The sequence below is a fragment of the Pseudoselenomonas caprae genome (assembly GCF_008271345.1).
In the GTDB taxonomy this organism is placed as follows: Bacteria; Bacillota; Negativicutes; order Selenomonadales; family Selenomonadaceae; genus Selenomonas_A; species Selenomonas_A caprae.
This window is the reverse complement of record NZ_VTOZ01000003.1, coordinates 32928-58124: the sequence shown is the minus strand read 5'-3', so window position 1 is coordinate 58124 and position 25197 is coordinate 32928. Positions and strand designations below refer to the sequence as shown.

General features: G+C 53.9%; 13 protein-coding genes and 1 other RNA gene. 3 read left to right on the top strand and 11 right to left on the bottom strand.

Going from position 1 to position 25197, the window contains the following annotated elements:
- Nucleotides 1–12: 12 nt before the first annotated feature.
- From FZ041_RS01955 to FZ041_RS01940, 4 genes are all read right to left on the bottom strand, one after another.
- A complete protein-coding gene (locus tag FZ041_RS01955; protein WP_082336093.1) occupies nt 13–1551 on the bottom strand; it encodes an ABC1 kinase family protein in 1539 nt (512 codons plus the stop codon).
- Nucleotides 1552–1644: 93 nt separating this feature from the next.
- Nucleotides 1645–3264 carry an ABC-F family ATP-binding cassette domain-containing protein gene (locus tag FZ041_RS01950; RefSeq protein ID WP_075441428.1) on the bottom strand — a complete coding sequence of 540 codons (1620 nt, stop codon included), beginning with the start codon at nt 3262–3264 and terminating at the stop codon, nt 1645–1647.
- 51 nt (nt 3265–3315) lie between these two features.
- Complete coding sequence (locus tag FZ041_RS01945) at nt 3316–4104, bottom strand: glucosaminidase domain-containing protein (RefSeq protein ID WP_439653958.1); 789 nt, start codon at nt 4102–4104, stop codon at nt 3316–3318.
- A gap of 51 nt (nt 4105–4155) precedes the next feature.
- Nucleotides 4156–5436: a hypothetical protein gene (locus FZ041_RS01940; RefSeq protein ID WP_149188354.1), complete on the bottom strand. Its 1281-nt coding sequence runs from the start codon at nt 5434–5436 to the stop codon at nt 4156–4158.
- Between the two features lie 168 nt (nt 5437–5604).
- On the opposite strand from FZ041_RS01940, the gene FZ041_RS01935 reads away from it, so the two are divergent.
- A complete protein-coding gene (locus FZ041_RS01935; RefSeq protein WP_149188399.1) occupies nt 5605–6297 on the top strand; it encodes a TVP38/TMEM64 family protein in 693 nt (230 codons plus the stop codon).
- A 5-nt stretch (nt 6298–6302) separates the two neighbouring features.
- Nucleotides 6303–7568 (top strand): purple acid phosphatase family protein, encoded by a 1266-nt coding sequence (locus tag FZ041_RS01930; RefSeq protein ID WP_187626277.1) that lies wholly within the window; start codon nt 6303–6305, stop codon nt 7566–7568.
- A gap of 59 nt (nt 7569–7627) precedes the next feature.
- On the opposite strand, the gene rbr is transcribed toward FZ041_RS01930, so the two are convergent.
- From rbr to FZ041_RS01910, 4 genes are all read right to left on the bottom strand, one after another.
- A complete protein-coding gene (gene rbr, locus FZ041_RS01925) occupies nt 7628–8167 on the bottom strand; it encodes a rubrerythrin (protein WP_075441422.1) in 540 nt (179 codons plus the stop codon).
- A gap of 92 nt (nt 8168–8259) precedes the next feature.
- The gene (locus FZ041_RS01920) at nt 8260–10053 is read right to left on the bottom strand and encodes a methyl-accepting chemotaxis protein (RefSeq protein ID WP_149188352.1); all 1794 of its coding nucleotides are present in this window, start codon (nt 10051–10053) and stop codon (nt 8260–8262) included.
- 147 nt (nt 10054–10200) lie between these two features.
- Nucleotides 10201–10425, bottom strand: a complete 225-nt coding sequence (locus FZ041_RS01915) for a hypothetical protein (protein ID WP_075441418.1) — start codon at nt 10423–10425, stop codon at nt 10201–10203.
- Nucleotides 10426–10439: 14 nt separating this feature from the next.
- Nucleotides 10440–11393 carry a magnesium transporter CorA family protein gene (locus tag FZ041_RS01910; RefSeq protein WP_149188351.1) on the bottom strand — a complete coding sequence of 318 codons (954 nt, stop codon included), beginning with the start codon at nt 11391–11393 and terminating at the stop codon, nt 10440–10442.
- A 336-nt stretch (nt 11394–11729) separates the two neighbouring features.
- Here FZ041_RS01910 and ssrA point away from each other — a divergent pair.
- Nucleotides 11730–12083: a transfer-messenger RNA gene (ssrA, locus tag FZ041_RS01905) on the top strand.
- Nucleotides 12084–12188: 105 nt separating this feature from the next.
- On the opposite strand, the gene FZ041_RS01900 is transcribed toward ssrA, so the two are convergent.
- From FZ041_RS01900 to FZ041_RS01890, 3 genes are all read right to left on the bottom strand, one after another.
- Entirely contained in the window at nt 12189–22070 is a 9882-nt protein-coding gene (locus FZ041_RS01900) for a two-partner secretion domain-containing protein (protein ID WP_149188350.1), read from the bottom strand.
- 68 nt (nt 22071–22138) lie between these two features.
- Nucleotides 22139–23824, bottom strand: a complete 1686-nt coding sequence (locus FZ041_RS01895; RefSeq protein ID WP_255449198.1) for a ShlB/FhaC/HecB family hemolysin secretion/activation protein — start codon at nt 23822–23824, stop codon at nt 22139–22141.
- Nucleotides 23825–24201: 377 nt separating this feature from the next.
- On the bottom strand, nt 24202–25191 hold the full coding sequence (locus FZ041_RS01890; protein ID WP_075441408.1) for a restriction endonuclease: 990 nt from the start codon (nt 25189–25191) through the stop codon (nt 24202–24204).
- Nucleotides 25192–25197 lie beyond the last annotated feature (6 nt).

Sequence of the window (25197 nt, the reverse complement as noted above, 5' to 3'; positions counted from 1 at the left end):
ACAACCTCCTCTTCAGCGACCTTTGTGTATTTCCCAGATAATCCGGATGCTCAATATGAACGCAATCAAATACCCTACGAATCCCAACAGGGGGATTTCCATGATCTTCGGCGTCATCTGTGTCGTACATATCGTACTAGAGCCCAGCAGCAATGCCGCTACCAGCACTGCCAGGATAATCTTGTTTATCATCTGATCCAACTTGCGCAACGGTTCCTCTGAGCCGGTCACATCCAGATTCACCTTTGTCTGACCACTCATGGTCATCTTCAGGATGTCCGAGATCTGCTCCGGCAGCTGCGCGGATTTACGCAGCAGCATCATGCCCTCACGTTTCGCTTTCTCTACCTCGTCACGCCAATTGAAATTCTTTTTATAATCAACCGCCAGACTCTTGGCAAAGATCTCTACAAAACTTACCTTAGGACAGCAAAGCCGCATGACGCCTTCAATCGTCAGCACACCACGCGCAAACATCGACAACCCCTGCGGACAGCCGATATGGTGCACGCGCATGAGATTCATGATCTGACGCGTCAGCACCCCCATCTGCAACTCACTGAAATCAAGTGTGCTGTACTGTGACAGCATCGCATCGATATCCTGATAGAGCATCGTATGGTTGATCTTGCCGCGCACGAGCCCCAAAGCCAAAACAGCAGCTTTGAGCTCAAAGGCGTCGTGGGTAGCCAGCGCATAGACGGCCTTGCGGATTGCCGTACGGTCACGCCCCGAAAGGCGCCCGACCATCCCGAGGTCCAGCCAGACGATCCGGCCATTGCGGATCCAGATATTGCCTGGATGCGGATCAGCATGGAAAAAACCATCCTCGATGATCTGCTTGACATAGTTCTCGCCCAGGCGCCGTCCAAGCTGGTTCACATCGTAGCCACGGGACCGCAGCTGCTCGAAGTCATCGATCTGGATGCCCTCGACCGATTCCATCACCAAGATATGCTGCGTCGAAAGCTGCCGGTATACCTGCGGACAGGAAACATAGTCCACATCCCGGTTCAGATGCTCAAACTCAGCAATATGGTCCGCCTCGATGAAAAAATCCATCTCCTGCTTGGCGATGGTCCACATCTCGTCGAGGACCATGTTGAAGTCGATCACATCCTGCGAACGGCTCACCACCTTGAGGAGCGTTGCCGCCCGTTTCAGCAGGACGATATCCTTGCTCATGATTTCGTAGATGCCTGGCCGCTGGACCTTGACGACGACCTTCTCGCCAGTCGTCAGCACCGCCCGATGCACCTGGGCGATACTGGCCGAGCCCAAGGCCTCCTCGTCGATATACGAGAACACCTTGTCCCAGCGGCGATTATACTCGCGCTCGATGACCTCAAGGATAACAGCAAACGGCAGTGGTTTAGCCGAAGTCTGCAGCTTCATGAGTTCATCACAGTACTCTGGCGGCAGGAAATCCGGACGCATGCTCATGACCTGTCCGAGCTTGACAAAAGTCGGCCCCAGATCTTCCAATATCAAGCGCAGCTTGTCCGGCGTCACCCCCCGGACAACATCGCGCTTGCGCAGCACTGCCACCATTTCCCGCAGTCGCGCCGTGGCACCAGCATCATCTATTTTGTTTTGAAAGAAATCTCCCAGCACGGCGTCAGACTCCCTTCACCTGAAATCTGCTTATTTCTTGTACTTCTCAGCCAGCTGCTGCTTGACCGTCTCATTGGAAAGGAAGTCATCATACGTCGTGACACGATCTACGACACCATCCGGCGTGATATCGATGATACGGTTCGCAATGGTCTGCACGAACTCATGGTCATGGGAAACGAACAGCGCCGTGCCCTTGAAGGCAATCAGTCCATTATTGAGGGCTGTGATCGACTCAAGGTCGAGATGGTTGGTCGGCTCATCGAGCAGCAATACATTGGCACCCGACAGCATCATGCGCGACAGCATGCAGCGCACGCGCTCACCACCCGAGAGTACCGATGCCTTTTTGAGGCTTTCCTCACCGGAGAAGAGCATACGGCCCAGGAAGCCGCGTACGAACGTCTCATCCGGGTCCTTGGAATACTGGCGCAGCCAATCCACCAGGCTGAGGTCTACCCCATCGAAGTACTCGCTGTTATCCGATGGCAAGTACGCCTGCGACGTCGTGACGCCCCACTTGAACGTACCCTCATCCGGCTCTTCCTCGCCCATGAGGATCTTGAACAGCATCGTCTTGCCGATGCCATTCGGGCCGACAAAAGCAACCTTGTCGCCCTTCTTAAGCGTGAAGCTGACATTCTTGAGCACCTGCTCACCATCAACCGTCTTGGAGATGCCGTCGACCTGCAGCAGCTGGTCACCGGCCTCGCGGTCTGGCGTGAAAGCAATGTACGGATAGCGGCGAGACGAAGGCTTGATGTCCTCCACCTGGATCTTGTCGAGCAATTTCTTACGGCTCGTAGCCTGCTTGGATTTAGCCGCGTTCGCAGCAAAGCGGGCAATGAAGGCCTGCAATTCCTTGATTTTCTCCTCGGCCTTCTTGTTCTGCTCTTTCTGCAGCTGCAGAGCCAGCTGGCTCGACTGATACCAGAAGTCATAGTTGCCGGCATAGAGCTTGATCTCACCGAAGTCAACATCGCAGATATAGGTGCAGACCTGATTCAGGAAGTGACGGTCATGGGATACGACGATGACTGTATTCTCGAAATCAGCCAGGAAGTTTTCGAGCCAGTTGATGGACTCGACATCGAGATGGTTCGTCGGCTCGTCAAGCAGCAGGATGTCCGGATTGCCGAACAATGCCTGTGCCAGCAGGACGCGTACCTTCTCCGTCGGCGTGAGCTCAGACATCTTCATCGAATGCTCATTCTCCGGAATGCCAAGGCCATTGAGCAGGCGGGCTGCCTCCGACTCAGCATCCCAGCCGTTGAGCTCAGCGAACTCCGCCTCAAGCTCCGAAGCTTTCATGCCGTCTTCCTCACTGAAATCCGGCTTTGCATACAGAGCATCCTTTTCGTCCATGATTTCGACCAGACGCTTATGGCCCATGATTACGGTACGCAGTACCTCATACTCATCATAGGCATAGTGATCCTGTTTCAGCACAGCCAGACGCTCACCCGGCGTGATCTCGATATGACCGCCGGTCGGCTCGATATCACCGGCCAGCAGCTTCAAAAAGGTCGATTTGCCGGCACCATTCGCGCCGATGATGCCATAGCAGTTGCCCGGCGTGAATTTGAGGTTGACATCCTTATACAGGACGCGCTTGCCAAACTGAAGGCTCACATTGTTGGTTGTAATCATTTCGTCTTAAATTCCCTTCTCTATATAAATGAATAAACTATTACAGGATCGTTACTGGGCCAGCATCGCACGGAAGATGCTCATGATGCTCTGCCCATAGGTATAGCCAGGCACAGCCCAACGGCCATTGAGCTCTGGCCAGCTCTTGAGGGTGCGCTCACCATAGGAGGAACGCACCAGATTGTAGCGCGGGTCGACCACCGGCTCGTTCGGAAGCCGGGTCGAAGCGTAGGCCAGCAGATGCTGGATCTGTGCACGCACGCCCATCTGCGCCGAGTTGAAATACGCCCCCTTGACCTGGCTGCTCGTCGTCCCCAGGCCACAGTAGTTGTTCTGATCCGACGTCACCGTGCCACCATAGCGAAAAAAGCCTGTCTCTTTGAGGGCCTGCGCAAAAGCGACATCCGGACGGATGCCTTCCCGGGCGCCTTCCTCGTAATAATACGAGACCAGCTGCTGCGGCGTGACCGAGATATCTGGGTTGGGATTGACACTCAGCAGATAGTCCACGCACTGCTGCTGGCTGGCCAGCGCGGTACCTATGATTGAGTCATCATAGGCAGACACCGTCTGCGGTATAGCTGCTTCTTTTTTTGCCTCTTCTTCATGTTGTTTTAGAATCGCATCGATGCGCTCCTGAAACGACAACTCCTGCGTGACATTGCGGGCAACTGCCTGGCTGCTGCCGCTGTTCACCGTGCGCTCCGTAGCCACTCTGGTTGCTGGCAGGGAAGCATCGCTCACATGACGTGCCGCCTGGCCGGACGCAGGCAGTGCCAGCGTCAGCAGCCCCACCAGCGTCCCCGCAGCAATAACTCTCGGATAACGATTAAATTCCACGAAAAAGTACACTCCTTAAATCATTCGAATCATTCATCTTACATCTCTTCATCAGATAGCCGCATAAGCAAGATACACGGCAAACACCGCTGCCAGTCCCCATGAAGCCAGCGGAACGACGCGCCAGCCCCTCTCACAAACCCGAAGCACACACCAGCTGATGAATGCGGCCCCCAGGCCAGCTGTGATATTATTTGCCAGCGGCATCAAAAGCAGCAGGCAGACAGCTGCGCCCAGCGCGGAGAAATCCCATGCCAGCGGCCGCTGCTGCAAGCTTTGTACCGTCTGCTGCAACAGCAGCAGCCCTGTCCCCACGAGCACCGGCACAACCATGACAGGAAAATCTGCCATCGCTGCCAAAAGCGGCTCACAGAACAACGCTGCCAGGAACAGCAGTGCCGCACTCCAAGCTGCCAGCCTTCCTGCCCGCGCCACAGTCCCTGCTGCGGATAGCGGCGAGACGACCAGTGGCAGGCAGCCAGCCAGCGCCCCCACGGCGCTCAAAGCAAAAGTCATGGGTAGCAGGCGGCAGCGGCCATCTGCGGGCGGCACCAGCGCCTCGATTGCCAGCCAGTTCATACTGGCCAGCACGATGAGAAGCGTCACCCCCGCAGCCAGCATATGCCCTAAGGCAGTCTCACTTCCTGGCAGCAGCGTCAGCTGCCCAGCCGCCTGATCCCAGCCGGCTGGCTGCATGAACGGCGCGGCGGGAACAACCCAGAAGCCTTCTGCCAAGGCCACAACCGCCGTGACAACCATGCCCCAAAACAGGGCCCCACGCAGCTTCAGTGCCACCATGACCATCGTCACCATGATGCCCGTCAGGCCCAGATAAGCCAGCGGATCCTGGAAGTTCCCCAGCATCGTGACTGACCAAGCCGAGCGCACAATGATGCGCCCCTGTGTCAGCCCTGCCAGGATGAGCATCACCCCCAACCCCGCAGGCAAAAGCCGCCGGACCTCCTGCGGCACGGCATCTGCAAACCATCGCCGCAACGGACTGAGGCAAAGCAACAGGCCGGTGACGGCTGCTGCCAGGCAGGCCCCCAAGAGCTGCTGCCAGCTCAGGCCCTGCGAAATCCCCACCAGATAGACCAAATACGTACTGACCGCTATGGAGGGCAGCAGCATCAATGGCTGCCGCAGCCACCCCATCAGCAGGGATGCTGCTATGGCCATCACAGCATAGGCTGTATAGGCACCGGCAAAGTCCATGCCCAGCTGGAAGAGCAGCGACGGCACAACGATGAAACCGGCCAACGCTGAGCCGGCCATAGCCAGCCCTGCCTGTACCTCTGCACCAATATACTGCCTGCCTGTTCTTGCTGTCATGAACCTTCACCTTTCCCATAGTATAACAATTCTATTTTAGCACAGGCAAATCAAAAATGACAGTTTCCTCAGTTTATTTTCAGCTGACAAGTCATTTTTAATGATATAATAGAGTCGATTCACGGCTACAGGAGGTAATTTTTCTTGCAAATTCGAAAGTCTATGGGCATGGTAAAAGCTGGTGCCGCGCTGGCCATCTTCCTGCTCTTTGTCATCATCCACTTGATAAATCCGGCATTCCTGCCGCATATGTTTGGCTTGCTGGCTCGTGGCGATATCTTGGAAACCGCTGATTACATCGCCTCCTTCGGGCCTTGGGCCGTTCTCTTCAGCTTCCTGCTGACGCTCTTCGTCAACGCGCTCGGCTTTCCGCCAGCCATCATTTTCTCGACGGCCAATACGCTGATCTTCGGCATCTTCTGGGGCATTGTCCTGTCAGTCGTCGCTGAGACTGTCGGCGTTGCCATCAGTTTCATCCTGCTGCGCTTCTTCTTCCGCGACGCAGCCGAGAAGATCATCAGCAAGAACAAAACCCTTTCCAACCTCGACAAGTACAGCGGCAAGCGCGGCTTTGTCGTCATGCTCATCGCCCGCATGGTACCATATTTCCCTTCCGTCATGCTCAACGCCATCGGTGCGCTTTCGGCCATGAGCTTCCGCGACTATGTCATCGCCTCGCTTGTCGGCAAATTCCCTTCCACCGGCATCGAGGCCATCATCGGACACGATGCGCTTACCCATCAGGAAGATCCCACACGCATGATCCTTGTCATCCTCTTTGCCATCATCCTGATCGCCGGTGCCTGGTGGTATGAACGCAGCGCCGCCCGCAAAGCGGCCGCCGAGGAACACAGGAGATGAACATCATGGACATCACTCGCCGGAAATTCCTGAAATACTGCGGGCAGGCTGCCATCCTGCTGGGACTCGAAGCCTGGCTGCAAAAAGCTGCCGCAGCGGCCGATGGTACGGTGCCGCTGAAATTCCTGCGGCACATCATCACAGCCGATGCGGCATCATCCCGCACCATCATGTGGCAGGCCAACGCCAACCTGAGCGGCTGCGCACTCGAATACCGGCCGGCCGGCCAGATACGCGCCACAAAGCAAGTGGCCGCCTCTACCACCTCGCTCTTCGAAGACAAGCTGGCTGTTTTCTTCAGTTCTGTCACACTGACAGAACTGGCCCCGGATACCAGCTACGAATACCGCATCATCCAAGGCGAGCGCGCCACACGCTGGCATCAGTTCAAGACAGAGCCAGCAAATCGCACCGAAGTTTCTGCGCTGATCTTCTGCGACTCGCAATGCAGTGGCAGCTATGATATATGGCAGCAGACATTCCAGACAGCCTGGCAGCGTCATCCCGAGAGCCAATTCGCTGCCATCGTCGGTGACCTTACCGACAACGGCCAATCCGACTGGCACTGGGACAACTTCTTCGCTGCCATGGGTACCATCCCCGAGCAGCATCCACTCGTCCCCGTCATGGGAAACCACGAATGCTACGGGCTTGACTGGAAATTCTGCCTGCCCCGCCGCTATCTTGCTTCTTTCGCTTTGCCAACCAACAACAGCGCCAAGTTCCAAGGCAGCTTTTACACCTTCGACTATGGCCCCGTACACTTCATCGTCCTCAATACGCAGGAACTCGAACTGCACGAGCTGCTGCCCGGTCTGCTCGAACGCCAGCTGCATTGGCTCAAGCAGGATACCAACAGGCGCCATCAGCCTTGGCAGGTCGTCCTCATGCACAAGGACATCCTGGCCTACGACGAATACCAGCTCGGCACCCAACAAAAAGGCGGCATCAGTGACATCGGCCATGCATTCATGCCGGTATTCGACGAGCTCGGCATCGACCTTGTCCTGACCGGTCACATGCACACCTACCGCAGCCGTGGCCATATAAAGGACCTGCAGCCAGCGGACGATGGCCCCTTCTACGTTCTGAGTGGTCCCGCAGGCAACCGTTACTACCCGGTGCCAGACGACAGGACCTATGACCGCAGTGCTATCTATCAGCCAACACCGCCTCATTATCTGCGCTTGCACGCCACCGCCCAAGAGCTCACCTTGACAGGCTGCACGACAGACGGCGAACATATCGAGACCATAACACTCACCAAGTAAGCAAAAGGCTGGCAGTAAACAACTGCCAGCCTTTTGTTGTCGCCGGAACTACGAAGGGGTCAATAGTTCTCAGCGTGAATCTCGAAATAGCTCTTCGGATGCGCACATACCGGGCAAAGCTCTGGTGCCTTGGTACCGACCACGATATGGCCGCAGTTGCGGCACTCCCATACTTTGACTTCACTGCGCTGGAAGACTTCCTGCATCTCGATGTTCTTCAGCAGGGCACGATAGCGTTCCTCATGATGCTTCTCGATTTCAGCTACCATGCGGAATTTCGCCGCCAGCTCCTTGAAGCCTTCTTCCTCGGCAGTCTTGGCAAAACCTGCATACATATCCGTCCACTCATAGTTCTCGCCATCAGCAGCATCCTTCAGATTCGTCTCCGTGTCTGGCATCCCATCATGGAGTTCTTTGAACCACATCTTCGCATGTTCTTTTTCGTTGTCCGCTGTCTTCAAGAACAGTGCCGCAATCTGCTCAAAGCCATCCTTCTTGGCGCGCGATGCATAATACGTGTACTTGTTGCGTGCCTGGCTTTCCCCGGCAAAGGCCGCCTCTAAGTTCTTCTCAGTCTGGGTCCCTGCGTATTTGCTCATAGTCATACCTCCTGGAATATAAAACACATCACAATATGATAAAGATCCCTGCCCGAAGCCGCCTGGCAACAACCACTTCGGGCAGGCATACCTTATACCTTGAATTTCTGCACTTCATCCTGCAGCATGCCAGCCATCTTGGCCAGCTGAGAGCTGTTGGTATTCATCTCATGTACCGAAGCTGACTGTTCCTCGGTTGCCGCTGATACCGTCTCGGAATTGGCCACCACGCTGCGGCTCATTCCCTCGATATCCCGGATGGCAGTCTGGCAAGCCTCAGCACTATCCGTAGCTTCCTTCGATGCACTGGCAATCTGCTGGGAACGGTTGGCGATCTTCTCTACCAGCTCCACGATGCCACTGAACTCACGGCCCGTCTCCTCGACACTCTCCTTCGCAGTAGCCAGGTTGTCCGTGCCCTCATGCATGCTGGTGACAGCCCGTTGCGTCTCCTGCTGGATCTGCCCGATAAGGCTTGCGATCTGGCTGGCAGCCTCCTCCGACTGTGCGGCCAGCTTGCGGATCTCATCTGCTACCACCGCAAAGCCACGGCCGGCATCACCGGCGCGGGCTGCCTCGATAGCAGCGTTGAGCGCCAGCAGGTTCGTCTGCTCAGCAATGCCCGAAATCGTATCGGTGATACGCCCGATCGTATCCGACCGCTCGCCAAGGCTGTTGACCACCTTGGCCGACTCGCCGACCACTTCACTCAAGCGGGCCATATCCCTGACCGTACGGGTGACGACCTGATTGCCGTTCTGTGCCTTTTCGGTTGCCTGCTGCGTCTCTACTGCAGCCCGGCGCGCATTATGTGCCATGCCGCCGATGCGCTCCAGGAGCGTCTCCATCGACTGCGAAGCCTCATCGACTGCCATGAGCTGCTTGTTGGTAGCTCCGGCTACATCCGTGATCGAGTCAGCTACCTGCTGACTGGCCGACGCCGACTGCGCGGTCATCTCATTGAGCTGGGCAGCATCACTAGCCACCTGTTCAGCCGATTCGCGGATTGCCCCCATCAGCTGGCGCATATTGCCGCCCAGCACTCTGAGGATATCGATCATCTGGCCAATCTCATCTTCGCGGTCAACATATTCCTGCTTGACCGGCTCCTGCCGGTAATCGCCCTGGGCGAATTTCTGCAGACGCCCTGTCACGAAACTGATGGGATCACCGAAGCTCTGCGCAATCTTGACACCCAGCATCGCCATGATCAAGGAGACCACTACGATGATGATCGACGAGATGAGGACCTTATGGTAGAGCTTCTCCTGCATCTCCTTGGTATACTTGGCAGCTTCCGCATCGATATAGTCAATCCAGGAACCTGTTCCTACAATCCACTGGTACGGTTTGAACTCCAGCACATAGTTGCGCTTGGGCAGGGACTCTTTCTCTCCCGGTTTCGGATAGGAGAAATCCACAAAACCGCCACCCTCATTCTGGGCTACCTTGAACATATCTTCCATATAAGGAACGCCATTGGGATCCTTGTCATTCCGGCGCATGCGTCCCTCAGATTCCTTGGATGCCGCATGGGCTACACAAATGCCTGTATTCTTCTCATCGGCAAAGAAATAGCCCTTTCCCTCATCATAACGCACGGAGCGGATGACATCGAGAGCCAGGCTCTTGGCCTGCTCCTCGGTCAGTTCCCCCGATTGCTGCCGCGCATAGATGCCATTGAGCGACGAGACTACGCCCTCCGTCTGGAGCCGCAGTTCCCGGTCATAATGCTCGGCCAATTCCTGCCGGTATTCAGCCACCAGCTTATCGTTATCCGCAATGGTCGTATAGATGAAATAACCACCTACAGCAAGTGTCGCTACCACACTGACCGCTGCGAACAAGGCGGTCAGTTTGCCGCGCACAGACTTCATGAAAAACATATACTCTCCCTCCCTAGTCCCTATCGTTCGAATATTCCGTCTTACCTGCTTAATTCTACTTTGCTGAAAAGATTCCTGCTCCGCGCACACAAAAAAACTGACAGAAATACTCTGTCAGCCAAAAACTTCTTTTTTATTGTCCTATCCTCAGCAGGAACTATCTCCCAGCAAGGGATGCTTGGCCGGGCGCAGGCTGCGCACACGGACCAGCCGCAGAGCCTCCTGCATATCGACATCCGCGCGGCTGCCCTCAGACTCATAGACACAGATAGGCTGTGCCATGCCAACCTCACTGCCGGGCATATACACATATTCCTGATTCACCGTGTCTCCGAATATCACACCGGCTTTCAGCTTCGACTCGACCATCATAGGGCAGCTTCCTCTCAAAACATATCTTTCTTCCACAAAGCATAAGCACCCGAGATGCTGATGCCAAAGGCAATGATCATGACATACAAGAACCCATGGCCATCGTCGGCAAAAGGCACTGGCACATTCATGCCAAAGAAGCTCGAAACGACAGTCGGGATAGCGATGATGATTGTCATTGCCGCTAAGAACTTCATCACGAGGTTCTGATTATTCGCAATGATGGATGTGAACGTATCGGCCATGCGTGCCAAGATCTTGCTATACATCTCCACCATTTCCTTGGCCTGCTTGTTCTCGATGATGACATCCTCCAGCAGATCCTCGTCCTCATCATATGCCTTGAGGATCGGCGTGAGCTGCGGATTGTTGCGCATGCGCAGCAGCTTGTCGAGCACCGCACCATTCGAGCGGATAGCCGCATTAAAATACGTCAAGCCCTTCTGCAGCTCAAGCAAGCGCAGGATCTCGCTGTTCTTCATATCATGGCGCAGCTGGTTCTCAATATCATCGGACAGCTTGCTGATCTGACGTAGATAGCGCAGATAGAACGTCATGGACTTATACAGAATCTGGAACAGGAAGCGCGTCTTCTTATAAGTACGGAACAGTTTCGCCGTGCGCTCGTTGAACTCGGCCATGACTGGCGTTTCCTCGAGGCAGACGGTGATGATGTACTCCTCCGTGACGATGATAGCCAGCGGCAGGGCATCATAACTGTCCTGCCCGCGGCAGACTGCAACGTTGGTCAGGACCATGACCGAGTCGTCCTCGATATCCGTATGCGAACGCTCCTCATCATCGAGTGCGGAACGCAGAAAGTCCGGATCGACTTCGGTCAGATTGCTGACCACCTTCAGCTCATAAGGCGTCGGATCGACGATATTGATCCAGGCACCCTTTTCCAGCGTCTTCAAGGTGAGCTCCTGCAAAGGGCCGCTCTCCAGCGATTTGTAAATCTGAAGCATGGCTGAATGTCTCCTTTCTTCATGAGGAAACAGCACCATCGCCAGCCAGCTTCATCGCAGCGGGCAGGAAAATGGCGCACCTTCCCCAATGGTATTGAACTTGCATCGTTTAGGGTCTGCCGTTCCAGGGTGATCGTCCATTTTCCTCACCAGCCTTTCTTTCATAGTCAACGGGAATCTGCCTGAAAAATTCCCGCCCTTCATTATATGCCTTTTCCCCGCTTTTTGTCTACCAGAAATTCCCTGCAGCGGCTTCTTTTTTCCTTGACAAACACATACTACCTAACTATAATATATAGCACAATAGAATAATGCTCTCAGGAGCACATATTACGTGGGGATGTAATGGTCTCGACGGGGATATATGCTCTGTGGATAGCGAGCCGGGGGGTCATCAACCCGTCAGTAAGGTGAAAACTTTTATTTAAATATAAAAGCTAACGAAGATTACGCTTTAGCCGCTTAAGGCTAACCCCTGTCCGTCCTTCTCCCGCGAGGATGGATAAGGGGCAAACAGCGGGATACCTAAGTGCCAATTCTCGGAGGCATTTACGGGAACTCTCATCGAGATCGGAATGATGCCGTTTGTTTGTGGATGGCTGATTTCTTAAATCTAACCACAAACTGCGCTCGGAGAGATCCATGGATCAGTATTTTCGGACAGGAGTTCGATTCTCCTCATCTCCACCAAAAGAAGTTACAGGCGCTGACAAGTCAACTTGACTGGTCAGCGCCTTTTGACAATAAAAAACGGCGCCACATTCGGTACTACCCGAATGTGGCGTCGTTTTTACCTTAGACGATTTTTGTGAACATATATACTGCCCGGATCTGATCTGGCATGACACCAAGATTCTGCACAGCCGACAAGATGCCGGCAGACAGAACGGTGCGGCCAGCCTTTTTGCTGTCATCGGTCAGTACTTTTCGCGAATCCTCATCCTGCGGATAGATTGCCACAATGCCATTGCCGTAGCTGACATCATAACTGCCCTCACGGCTTTGGTACATGAAGTCATACTTGCTGGTTGACTCCCGGCGTATCTCCGTAGGTTCTGGAATCGTGACCTTCTGGGCTGACGGCATGATGGTCAGCTTGTCCGAAGCATAATTGATGATGTAAATGCCATCGAGCTTCTTCGCCGCACCATCCGTATACAGCACCGGGATTGCGCCCGGCGTCTCACTCTGCCCGCCGTGTTCCATATAACCAGCCACACGGATCTCCTCACCTTCCAACGGCCCGGCATCAGCCTGCAGCGTCAAGCCAAACGAACCATCCGGATTGGACTGGAACGATGACGCGGCTGGCTTGTCCCCGCCAGTCTTGATGACCACCGTATCCGGCTGAGCCATCGTCCCCTTCGTATTGACCGGCACGTCAATAGCTGGCGCGGCCGTGTCAATGCTTGGAATATGCTCTCCCGTCGCAACGTTGCCTGGACTTACTGCTGGCACAGGTTGCCTCGTTCCCTGTGGCGAATCCACCTCCGTATCAACCGGTTCCGTCAAGCGCGGCGTAATAACCGTTGTACTGGTTTCTACACCAATGTGCTCCGGTGAGCCAGGGCGCAAGCCACCAAGCGTGATTGTCAGGTCACCTGGCGCATATACAAAGCGATAGTTGTCTACGCTTGTTCCTTGGAATTTCCAATCCTTATTGGCGTGAATGACGCCTGCATAGCTTCCCTGTTCCGTTGCCGGTGTGATGCCTGCATCATAGTACAGCGTGACATCCGCCAGCGCATCGCCAAACAACAGGCCTCGCGTCGTGCGGCTGTCGCCGCGCTCTACTGTGTACGCTTTGACCACGGGATTCTCCTCCCCGTAGCTGCGGGAAGCTGAACCAGCTGTGATGCATACTTCGCGTGGCGTGATCGTCAATCTGCCAGGATCCGCCGTTACATGATAGTCCGTACTCCAGCTCTTGCTGTCCTTTGACAAGCTTGCCTCCTTGACCTGCATGGAGTAGTCGCCGACGTTTGCTTTATCATCAGCTGCCGAGGTTATCGAAAAGTCCGCAAAGGAATCCCCGACCAGCAGGCCATCATAGCCTGCTTCATCAACGGCATGGCCAGTCACTTTGACTACGTCATTGGGCTGGCCAAAGACGCGTGAACCATTCTCCACCTTGACCTTGACCTGGCGCGGCGTGATTGTCAGATTACCATCTTCATAGGCAAACTCATAATTCTTCGCCGTAAGGTCACTGCCCTGGATACCGATTGCATAGCTGCCAGCATGCACAGCCCCTTGGGCATTTTCCTGCCCTGTGTCCGCAGTCTTGCCGTAGCTGATTGCACCGGACTTACCGGCAATATTGGTGATATCCTGGTCAGGCAGGAAGCCCTCATAGGTAACACCATTGCCGCCAGTATAGGAAGTTCCATCGTATTTGCGGCTATCATCCACCGCCTTTACTACAACCTGCTTCTTGTGAATGACAAGATTGCCATCCTTATAGATGATGTGGTAATTCTGGGCCTTTCCTGGCGTGATGGTTCCGCCCGCTGCTTTTATAGTGCCCGCATAAGTGCCGGCATCGGTCAGCGCGTCGATTCCCGTCACATCCTTGCTGATGGTAACAGCCGTAAGCGTATCGCCGTTTACCAGGCCGGTATGCTCGTCTGCCGTATCAATGGCTGCGCCGACCGTATAGCCAGCACGGCCAACCGGTTCAAGCTGGTCGTTACCCTGTCCATAGACGCGTTCATAATCTGCCGCCGTGACAATGACATCACGCGGCGTAACTTTTAAGACACCATCCGATTGCGTGATGTCGTAGTTTTTGGTGACATCTTCGCCATTTTCATCCAATATGGTCACTTTATTGACCGTTACGGCTGTGGTCTCACCGACATTCTGGTACTTCTGCCCCGCCGTCTGGATATCCAGCCGCGACTGCTGGCCATCAGCCAGGCTGCCGCCGGTTACGGTCCCGGCCACCGACGACGGATCGTCGGTACCGTAGACTTTCTGCACATCGCCAGCGCTCACTGCCAGCTTGCGCTTGTCAATGGTAAGTGTACCATCCTGATAGACGAATACATAGTTGCCATTGGATGTAAGGTCGCTGTCCTGAATGCCAATGGCATAACTGCCAGCATCTTTGGCACCTTCGGCCGACGTTTTGCCAGACTGTGCCGTACCATAGCGGATGCTGCCGCCCGTAATGATGCCTTTCTTGAATCCCCCTTCCGCATTTTTGTCTTCTGTATAGATATTTTCATAGGTCACCTGACCGTTGCCATTCTCATTGCTGGTATATGCCTTACCATCATATGTCTTCGTATCATTGGCAGCGGTTACCGTTACGGTACGCGGTGTAATCTTGAAATCAATATTGACCGTAGCGTTGAGGTTATTGTCTCCCACGTATTCGATCTGACGGTTCTTCCCGGCAATGCCGCCTTCCTTGGCGTTGCCATAAATGGCCCCAGCGGCCGGCCCGCCTGCTGTATTCACAGCTGTTGCCGGTGTCAATTTATCATCCCACTTATAGGATTTATCCGGATTGTTGCGCAGATCTTCCAGCAGCTTAGCATACTTTGCCTGCTCCGTTGCCGTGCCCTTATGCTCCTTATCGGCATTTTCCGCCTTGAACGCATCGCCAGTGATGAAATTCGCATTTCCGTCGCCGTAAACGCGTTCCGATGTCACATTGACGACCAGCGGCTTCGTATAAGCAATGACATTCTTATCCCAACCATAGTCCTTGCCCGTCGGGTTCTTGACCTCTTTATCATCCTGCGTATTGTAGCGGATGCCATCAGGCACAAGTGTCCCTGGATTATCACCTTCCGGACTATCCGTATGGATAATCCAGCGCTGCGAATCCGGCGTCTTTATCACTTGACTGCCCGGATTGGTATTTTCATTGATGAAATGACCTTTGCCTGCGTCAATTGTCACGCCGCCGGACGTAGACTCCAGGCTGCCGGACGAGTCAATCTTGATGCTTCCATCCGTCTGGACCGTAATCGTCTCACCCTGGATATGTCCCGTAATGGTAGTCGTTCCTGTTGTCTTGCTGCTTGTTGACGTGTTGTTCTTGATGTCAATCTTCTTACCCGTCACATCGCCGATTTCTTGGATGTGGTTTTCGGAATTCGTCAAGTCCACGTTGCCACCAGCGGCAATCGTCACTTTATCTGCCACGAGGCCGCCACCATTTTCCTGCTGGGTGACATCGCCCTGGTTCGTGATATTTACCACGCTCGGCTTCGTACCATCGGCTTTCGGCACTTCAAAACCATTGACAGAAATATTTCCCGTGTGATCCTCGCCACCAAAGTTGATTTCATTGAAGCCATGGAAGATCGAGGTTTCCGTGGTCGTATCGGTATCGAACCATTCCTTATCGATATCGAGGCCAGGCGTGCCCGTCTTGCCGATATGGATTTCTTGCTCCTTATCAAACGTATCGAGCGTCAGCTTGCCACCCTGGGTGGTCTTGATGCTGTTTCTTCCCTGGCTCGTATCATTCGTCAGGCTGTTCGTCGTGATGTTGACATTACCCGTAGTCGTTTCGATATCGGCCCCGGAAAGGACGACATTCTGGCTGCGGATGTTGTAATCTTTCTCGCCAAAGGACATCTTGCCGCTGATTTTCACCGCCGCATTGGAATTCTTATACCCTTGGATGACATTGACCGTATCTTCGAAGGTGATGCTGCCAGACTGCTCATAGCTGCCCTTACCGGCACCGCGGCCGATATTGATGGCATCAAAGCCCTTGGCGAAGATACGCGTTGTCGAGGACGCGTCAAAATATGACGAGTCAAGATAGAGCGCATCTACCGCAATCTGGCCGTTAAATGTACCGACTTTGATGCTGCGATTCTCATCCAGCGTCTTGATGTTGAGCTGACCGCCTTTCACAGTGCCCTGCGTGCCGGTCATGATGGTTCCCGTCGAAGAATTGCTGGCCAGTTCGACTTCATCAGCCGTAATGCTTATATCACCGCTTTCGGTCTCGATGGTACTCGTGCCGTTCATCTTGAACTTTTGCGCCATGAACTCGATGCCATCGGTACCAGCCAAATGGATATGCGTCTTGCCGCTGATGGTCGTCGTCTTGGATTTCGTTACCGCTTCTTCAAAACCAGAGCGCACTGTCGTGGGATCGAGGAAATGCAGGTCCGTCGAAGAGTCGATATTGGCATCGCCATAGCCGCCGCCCAGATAGATATGACTGAACCCATCCGCTATGGCCGGATTCTTATCGTGGCCGACAAACCATTCCGACTTGATATTGAGGGCACCGGCGCCATGATCCTTGATGGCATTATCGCCGATATTCAAGGCGACGCCTTCCGTCTTCTGCGCAATCGTCAGCTTGCCCTTGCCCAACAACTTGGCATCGCCAGCGATATCGAACTGGTCTGTTGTGAGCTCGATGTCGCCACTAGTTGCCGCGATTCCCTTGACGCCATTTACTTCGCCGGCCGTCAGCTGCTTGCCTGCGGTTTCTTCCAGCGACAGGCTCCTTACATTGGCCGCGACCGTACCGATGATATTGTCGCCCGTAAGCTTCACGTCACCACCAACAAAGGCAACATGCGCCGCCTGCAGACCACTGCCGGTAATCTTGCCCTCCGCGCTGGTAGTCAGCGTAGTCGGCTTCGCCAGTGTACCACCGCTGACCGTGATGCTTTGCTGTGTGTCGTTGCCGATGGCAAACGCACTGAACGTGTCTGCAAAGGCCCCCGTGCCATTGAGCAGCGCATCATAGAGATTCAAGCCACCAGCCTGAGCGTCTTTGGTAATATGGATAGCCGTCGTGCCATCATAAGTCGACAGTCCGAGCGTTCCCGTTCCGCGGATGGTATTGCCAGCTGTGCCCGTAAGCTTACTCAAATCATTCGTATAGATGTTGAGCTGGCTAGCTCCGGCAGGGCCACTTTGGGCCTCAAAACTGCCGCCAGCCGCATTGCGGATGCTGCCAGCTTTGAGCGTCACCGCCTGGCCAGCCGCCACGCTGTTTTTGCCTTGGAAGACGATGGCCCCGCTGCTGCCATTCTGCAGCGTCAAGCTATTTTTAAAAGCAACGCTATCAATCGTCAGGGTACCAGTTCCCTTTTCATTGCCCAGCGAAAGCTCCGTAAAGCCAGCCCCAAAGACACCGCCATTGATATCTGCAGCCGTGACATGCAAGCCATTTTCCGCCGTAGTCAGTTCGTTTTCCACAAACATCTTCGCCGCAGCGCTTTTCGTAGCCAGCGTCAATTTGCCTTTGCCCTCGATATTGGTCACGCTGTCAGCGCGATCCACCGTCAGCTTGTCCGTTTGCAAGGTAAAGCTGCCAGCACCGCCATCGATCTTGGCGCCCTTGCCCAATTCGAGCGCATCAGCTGTCAGCGTAACGCTGCCCTTGCCTGCAGCTGCGCCTGCCATCTCAGCCTTGGCTTCGATTTTGGCACCAGCAGCCAGCTTGATTTCCTTTGCCGCAGCATGGACAACCGTATTGGCGCCATTGATGGTAAGCGTCTTGCCCGCTGCCACGTCAATCGTACCAGCAGCACTATTCAGCGTAAGCTCCGTCGCCGCCGCAGGATCTGCGCTTCCCAGCGTAACATCCTCGACAACATGGATGCCTTTGGCTCCAGCAATCTTAACCGATTTATCGATACCGCCTGCATAAAGATAGACATTCTCCTTCGTCGTGATGCCAAAATCGCTGAAACCTGTCAGGTTGGAATTGACCGTACCATAGCCGATTTTATACCCATTGTCTTCAGCTGCTGGCATGGCAAAATCCGTACCGCCCAGATAGATATTCTTTCCTTCCGGCGTCGTGATATTGAGCTTGCCCGAACCATTGATAACACCTTCGCCCAAATCCAGGCTGTCCGTCAGATTGAGATTGAGGTTGTGATTCTTGATATCGGTCGTGCTGTCCTTATCCAGCTGCAATCCCGTCGCATGAACCGTCAAATCGCCGCCCACGATATTGCTGTCGGCAAATTCGACTTGATTCTCCGTGCGCACCGTCGTCTTCGAGCTGAAATTCGTATGCTTGATGATGACCTTGCCCTTTTGCGAACTGCCATCCTGCTCATCGGTCCGGCGGCCAATGATAAGCTCGCCATAGGAATTGCTGAATGCGCCCTTGGCAAACGAGTCGCTGGTGATATTCATAGCACCCGCATGCTCCTCGGTGTCAATGGCAATCGTCTTCTCCGCCGTAGTCGTATAGAGCTGCACCTTGCCGCTCGTCGTCACCTTGCCTGTGCTCGTCCCTTTGGCAATCGAATCCGCGGAAATCGTGATATTGGCACTGCCGGCATCGATCGTCCCCATGGTCAGCTTTTTATCGGCATCCATGGTAATCTTGACACTGCCGCCTTTGGTGGTGATTCCTTCTTTCTTCACTACCTTCTCAGCATTGCGGTCTTCCACCTGGCCAATGGTCATATCTGCGCTGCTGTTTACCGCCAGCGCACCGGAAACGTCAGCAGCCAGGTTCTGGATTTCATTGCCTGCTCCCGTAAGGTCGGCCTTGCCGCCCTGCAGCAGCAGGGATTCGGCCTTGATGCTGCCGCCATTTTCCTGAATGCCTTCTTTTGCCGCCAGCACCAGCGAGTTTGCTTTGACCGTTCCGGTAACCGTCGCCGTGCTGCCGGATTTTACCGTCAGATAAGCCGGTGGCTTAGTAATATCCGCCAGCGTTACAGCACCGCCGCTTTCCGTGCCAATAATGATATTTTTAAACGTATCGCCTATCTTTTGGAGGCTCTCATCGGTTATGTAGCTCGAGGCATCATTGCCGCCAATCGTATAGGCATCTGTACTTCTGCGCGAAAAAGACAAAGTGCCCGTATTCTGCGCTGAAAACGCGCCCGCCAGCGTCAGCTTATCTGCCTGGATAGCGATATCTGCTGCCCCGGCTTCCAGCACACTGCCATTTTCCAGCTGAAAGCCATCCGCGCCCTCGGCTGTAAAGGCCATGTCTTTGCCATTCGACGATAGCTGGCCCGCAACTGTTATGGAGCTGCCGGAGGTAAAGGATACCGCATCTTTTACGTTAAGCGTGCCGATACGGATAGCACCAGTATCCTTGCTGCCAAACTGAATGCCCGAAAAACCTTCGGCGGCAAACCCGACGCCTGCTAATTTCACATCGCCAGTATCAACCCCCACACCGAAGCTCTTGCCGGGCGTCAAGGTATCAATCGTAAGTTTCCCCTTGCCCTGGATGGAATCATCCGCCAGGTCAAAGGAATCTGCTTTGAGCGTAATATCACCCGCATCGGAATGAATAGCGCCCGCTACCGAAGTCAAAATCCCGCTGGATTTAATAGAAATATCCTTCGCAGCCGTCAGCTTCATATCCTCAGCGCCCAAAGTCATATGCTTCGTCTGGCTCGTACTGGTATTGGTAATGTCAAAGCTATTGGCCTTGCCCGTAAGGAGCGCGACATCTGTGCTTAATCGGACATCGCCTGGCGTTTCCACATCAAGTACCTCTGCGGTGACCTTGCCAGCCGCTGTGCCTGTGATTTTGTCACTTGCCTTCAGCGAAATATTCTTATCCGACGTAAGCGCTGCCCCGACGGTAATCGAACCGCCATACAAGGTCAAGTCGCCTGTCGTGCTGACCGCACTGCCGACCTGAATCATCCCCGCATTGTCAGCTGCACCGATCTGCGTCGCCGCAAAGCCGCCCCCTAGCACAGCATCCGTTATATTGAGCCCGGCACCGCTGCCAAGCGAAATCGCACCATTTTTCTTTTCCGTTTGAATGGTAAGTGTGCCTTTATTGCCATCGGCATCCGTTGTACTTGTTATCGTGCCCGAGCCTTTTGCCGCGTCCATCGTAAGCTGCATATCCTTGGCGGACATCGTGCCATCATACGCAAGCCCGTTGCCGCCGGCTTCATTATGGGCCAAGATGGCGAGCTTGCCGGCGCCAGCATCTACTTTACCGGTAATCTGAACACCATCGGCATTTTTCTCATTGGTCGCACCATGCAGGGTGATATTGCCGCCAGCCGTCGTTATCGTGCCAGCCAGCTGAATGCCGCTTTCCCCGGTTACCGTTGCCCGGGCCATATCATCGGTATTGCCGCCATGGAAGTAGACACTTCCCCCGTTAGTCGTAATCGTAGAGTCTGCAGCCTGCTTGATCTTGCCCCCCATGAACGTACCACCGTTGCCGCTGTTGGACTTGAAGTCAAGATTCAGCTGCTCGCCCGTGATATCCTTGTTGATGATGATATCGCGAGCCGCTTCCAGCGACAACGTCGCATTCTTGCCGCTGCTCTGTATGCTGCCATTGATGGTGATGTCGCCATTGTCACCACCAGCAGCCGTGCCCGTCGAGATCTTGACATCCGTATTGGCCTGCAGCGCTGCATTCACCACGGTATTGGCTATCTTCGAATCGCTTTTCGCCGCCGTATAGCTATTGCCATCTACTGCATCGCCTGTGCCGCCATCCGTGATGGTCACATTGTAGGGATCGAGCAGCCACTGTCCATTCTGGCCTTGCTCGCTTGCCGCCTCAACATGGCCAGTAACCGAGAGTTCATGCCCTGACGTCTCGACCCGGCCGCCAGCACCAGTGCCCTTGCCCTTGGCAGATATATCTCCATGAAAAGCCGTCTTTCCATCTGACCAGATAGCGGCCTCGCCGCCATTACCGTCTTCAGCCGTGGCATCGGCCTTGATCTGCGCCCCTTTTTCCACGATGACCTGCTTGGCATGAGCTAGCTCGCCGCTCCCCTGCCAGCCGCCGCCGACTTCTACCTTGCCGCCATTATCACCGCTGACATCGATGACACTGCCCGCTTTCGCATTCACAACAGACGCAGTGACAGCCACTGTGCCCCCCTTGCCATCAAGACTCTGGGCCCGCACGATACCTTCTTGATTGACCACAGAATCCGTAAGTGCTTCACCGGCTGCCGCCGACATGAAAACCAGACCTCCGTCGGCTTCGACGAGGCCCTTATTCGTCACTACATGCTCTACTGCGTTCTTACTGGGGACAACTGCTACCTTGCCATCCCCATCGAAATCCAGCGAAATCGCTTCGCCAGCTGCTAACGCAGCCGTGCCCTTCTTGGCCACGATGACGCCATCATTTTCCGCCTGCTGGCCGAGCAGTGCCACCAATCCCTGATTCTTAGCAATAAGTTCCCCCTTATTGATGACCTTGCCGCCGTCCTTCTGGCTGACAAAAGCATACTGGCCAGCCATGAAATCGGCATTACTGATCTGCAGCGTTGACGCCACCAAGGAGCCCACATTGACTTGCGCCCCAGGTGCAAACAAAATCCCGGCGGGATTGACGATGAACACGCGGCCATTGGCCTGCAATGCCCCCATGATTTGCGTCACATTGCCATCCATGACGCGATTCAGCAAGGCAGCCTGGCTGTTTGGCTGGAAGATATTGACACGCTCATTGGCGCCAATGTTGAACGACTGCCAATTGATGATTGCATTCTGTGACTGCTGGCGGATTGCCATTTCGACATTCTTCTGCGCAATCTCTGCCGCACCGGCAGCGACTTGTCCCCCCTGCGGCAATGCCCAGCCATGCTGGCTGCCGCTGATCATCATGGCACCTGCTGCCACGACCCCTGCACCACGGCGCAGCCCCTGCGTCAGCAGATGCTTCTGCTTCAGGCGCCGCTCTGCGGCACGACGCCGCTTTCTCGTTATACGCATGAAATAAACTAACTCCCTTTATCCTTCTCCGGCTTCATGCCGGAATACTTTCTTTATCGTCTACAGTATCAAAAGAATTTATACAGCTGGAACCACAACCGGCCATTCGCATCATTATCGGACTCAGCCTTTTCTGCCCCGAGCTTCCAGGCGTAATGGAGGCGTGCTGCCCAGTTGTCTTCATGGCTCCAATTGACGCCAATGCCTGCGCCGTATAGGCTGCGGCCATTCCCCCGGCCTGCGATGCGGCTGTTGCCATCGTGGTACGAATCCACGTGACCGCCATCGGCAAACGCGATGAGCTGCCAGGTATTCTTATCACCTTCACGCTGCGGGATATTCCAGCGCAGTTCCGTCGTCCAGCGCCAGCCATCATCCCCCGCTGCCTCGCCAATCGGATATGCCCTGACGCCATAGGGGCCGCCCAAGGACATCTTCTCCGAGCTATCCAGATTCTTCTCCGCCCACTGCCGCTCATAGCTCAGCCACAAAGCCAGCCGGTCATCGATGCGCTGCAGCCGCGTCAGGCTCAGATTATACTTGCCAAAATTCCCTGCAGTATGTGCACCATCGCCTGCGCCCTTCCCACGGATTGCGTCCAGGCTGCGCTGTAAATCATTCTTTATCGTCAAATCGCCGCGGGTGTACGTAAGTGACCAGGTATTTTTACCACCGCTGGCCCATGTGTCCAGACTGTCGCCATGAATAGACAACGACCAGCTCTGCGTTTCCTTTGGATTGTTCAGCGAAACATAAGCATCCGATTCCGAATCAAGCTGCTTCCAGTCAAAACGCAGCGTCCCATACCAATTAGCCTTGCGGCTGCGCTTGAAATTATGCTGCCACCAGGCACTTACCACATCAGCCGTTCCTGTCATGCCGAGCGATGACAGCTGATCGGACAATGCATAATGTGACTTGCCATAGCTGATACCGAATTTGTTGCCCTGGCTCAGGATTGGCGTCACATAAGACACCGAGCCGCTCCAGGTATCGCCGCCATGATTGGTCATGACGCCACCTGCGGATAGCAAATCGCCCTGACGGAACGGACTTGCATAGTTAGCAAACATACTATATTGATACGAACCAGTATAGCGGTAGCCGCCATTGTCGAAGCCAACATAGCCCCACATCCGCTTGCCTTTCGGTTTGACATTTACGATCAGATCGGTCGTTCCCGTTTTTTCTCCCGCCTGCAGCTGTGTTTTTACCTCCAGCCGCTGCATATCACCAGCCAGCCAGACACCGCGTTCCAGCGTCTCACGTTCTACCGCATCGCCGGCTTTGATACCCATTTCACGACGTACCGCTTCATCCGTTGCATATGACTCATTCTTGACGATTACGCGGCCATAATGCCCCGGCACGATCCGCATCTCCACCGTTCCATTTGCAAAGCCCTGCGGCGGCAAATAGACCGTGGCTACGAAATGCCCCCGCTCGCGCAAATATTTCTGCACTTCTTTCGCCTGTTCTTCAAGCTGCTTTAGTGTCGCCAGCTGCCGGCGGTGCCTTTGCAACAGCTGCTGCAGCTCCTCTTCGCTCACAGGATTCTCTCCCGAAAATACATAACGGGCAACCACTAACGACGGTTCTACCTGCTCTGCCGGTTTCCCCACGGCAGAAGACAAGCCCGACGAAAGTCCCAGCAACACGGCACTGGTAAGCACCCCCGCCGTCATCTGCTGCCATAGCCTTCTTCCCTCACGCCTGCGAATATGTTTTGCCTGTCCACGAACATGTCTGCCCATGCAACGTCCCCTCTCCTAATCTCTTCTCTTACCCATCCTGGATGGACTTCTGTTTATATTTATAGTCCTTTCCGCCTCCACACACAAGGACGTATGTCCTCGCAAAGACCGGCCGAAAAAAAGACAAAGTACACGTTATTCTATCATAAAAAAAAATTGTGCACAAATCTTGTCCAATGCAACTCTACCTACACACCTCTCTTGGATAGCCTCATATTCACCAGCCTGTGCTAACCAATAAAAAAGGAAACGTGGCCCGGGCAGATGTAATCGCCCTGCTCCACGTTTCCCCAGCACAAGCCTATCGACTATTGAATCATTTAAAGGAAAATCACTTGTTTCTATTGGAAGTAAAAGGAACATTTTGCCATAATGGTCTACTCTGATTTCATTACAGGAATATAGACCATCTTCAAAGGAATCATCTTTTTATATTTATCGCTCAAATCATCGTAATATTTCAATATCAATTCTACCAGCTCTGTACCATTTATCCCCCTAATTATCGGCGTGCGTTCAAGATACTTATGCGCATTTTTCGTATAATTGGAAAGTGTAACAAACAATCCGTAATCGCCTTCACGCATGGCTCCTTTTAAGGATTGAATCGTTGCCTCCTTAATGTCGCTGTCCTGACTCTTGACCTGAACTAAAATCCGTGGTGGTAATTCATCCTTATACGCAGTAATATCTATACCACTATCTCCGCCATGAGGAGATAGTATTGTCCGATATCCCATCGCTCCTAAAAGATCAGCCACAAACTCTTCTAAATCATAGCCTTTTAATTGACGGCTTAGTTCTTTTAGTATAAAGTCTTTCGTACTTTCAATTATATCATCAGCCGTTGCACCAACACTATCGTCTTCTGCCTCTGCACTAAAGAGCTCGTTTGTCTTCTTATTCAAAGCTCCCATAAACTCTTCTACATAGTTCTTCACACTGAAGAAACTCATAGCTGAACCAATTTCATACAGTGCCCCCTGTGAAAAGACCGTCCGCGGTAAATGTTTCAGCCACTTAACTTTTCTAGTCTGCACATATTCTGCCTGCGCAGAATCATAACTATACGCACCTTCAATCACACCAATATTCACTTCGCGGTTAATCTTGGACGGAAATACAACATAATCTCCTATTTGGACTTCGTGACAAAAACGATAAAGCATTCCTGCACTAGTCGCAATGCTCCCTTTCTTAGCATTAGGATAAACCTGCATATATTTTTCTTTAAAAGCCTCTCTTTTTGCCTCCAGCAAGGTAAGGTTTCCCATCTCTGACCAGCCTATTGCAATAATACTATCTTTAAGGAACAGATTATCATTCAAAGTATGTATTCCCCAAAACTTACTTTCCTCAGTTGCCATAATTGT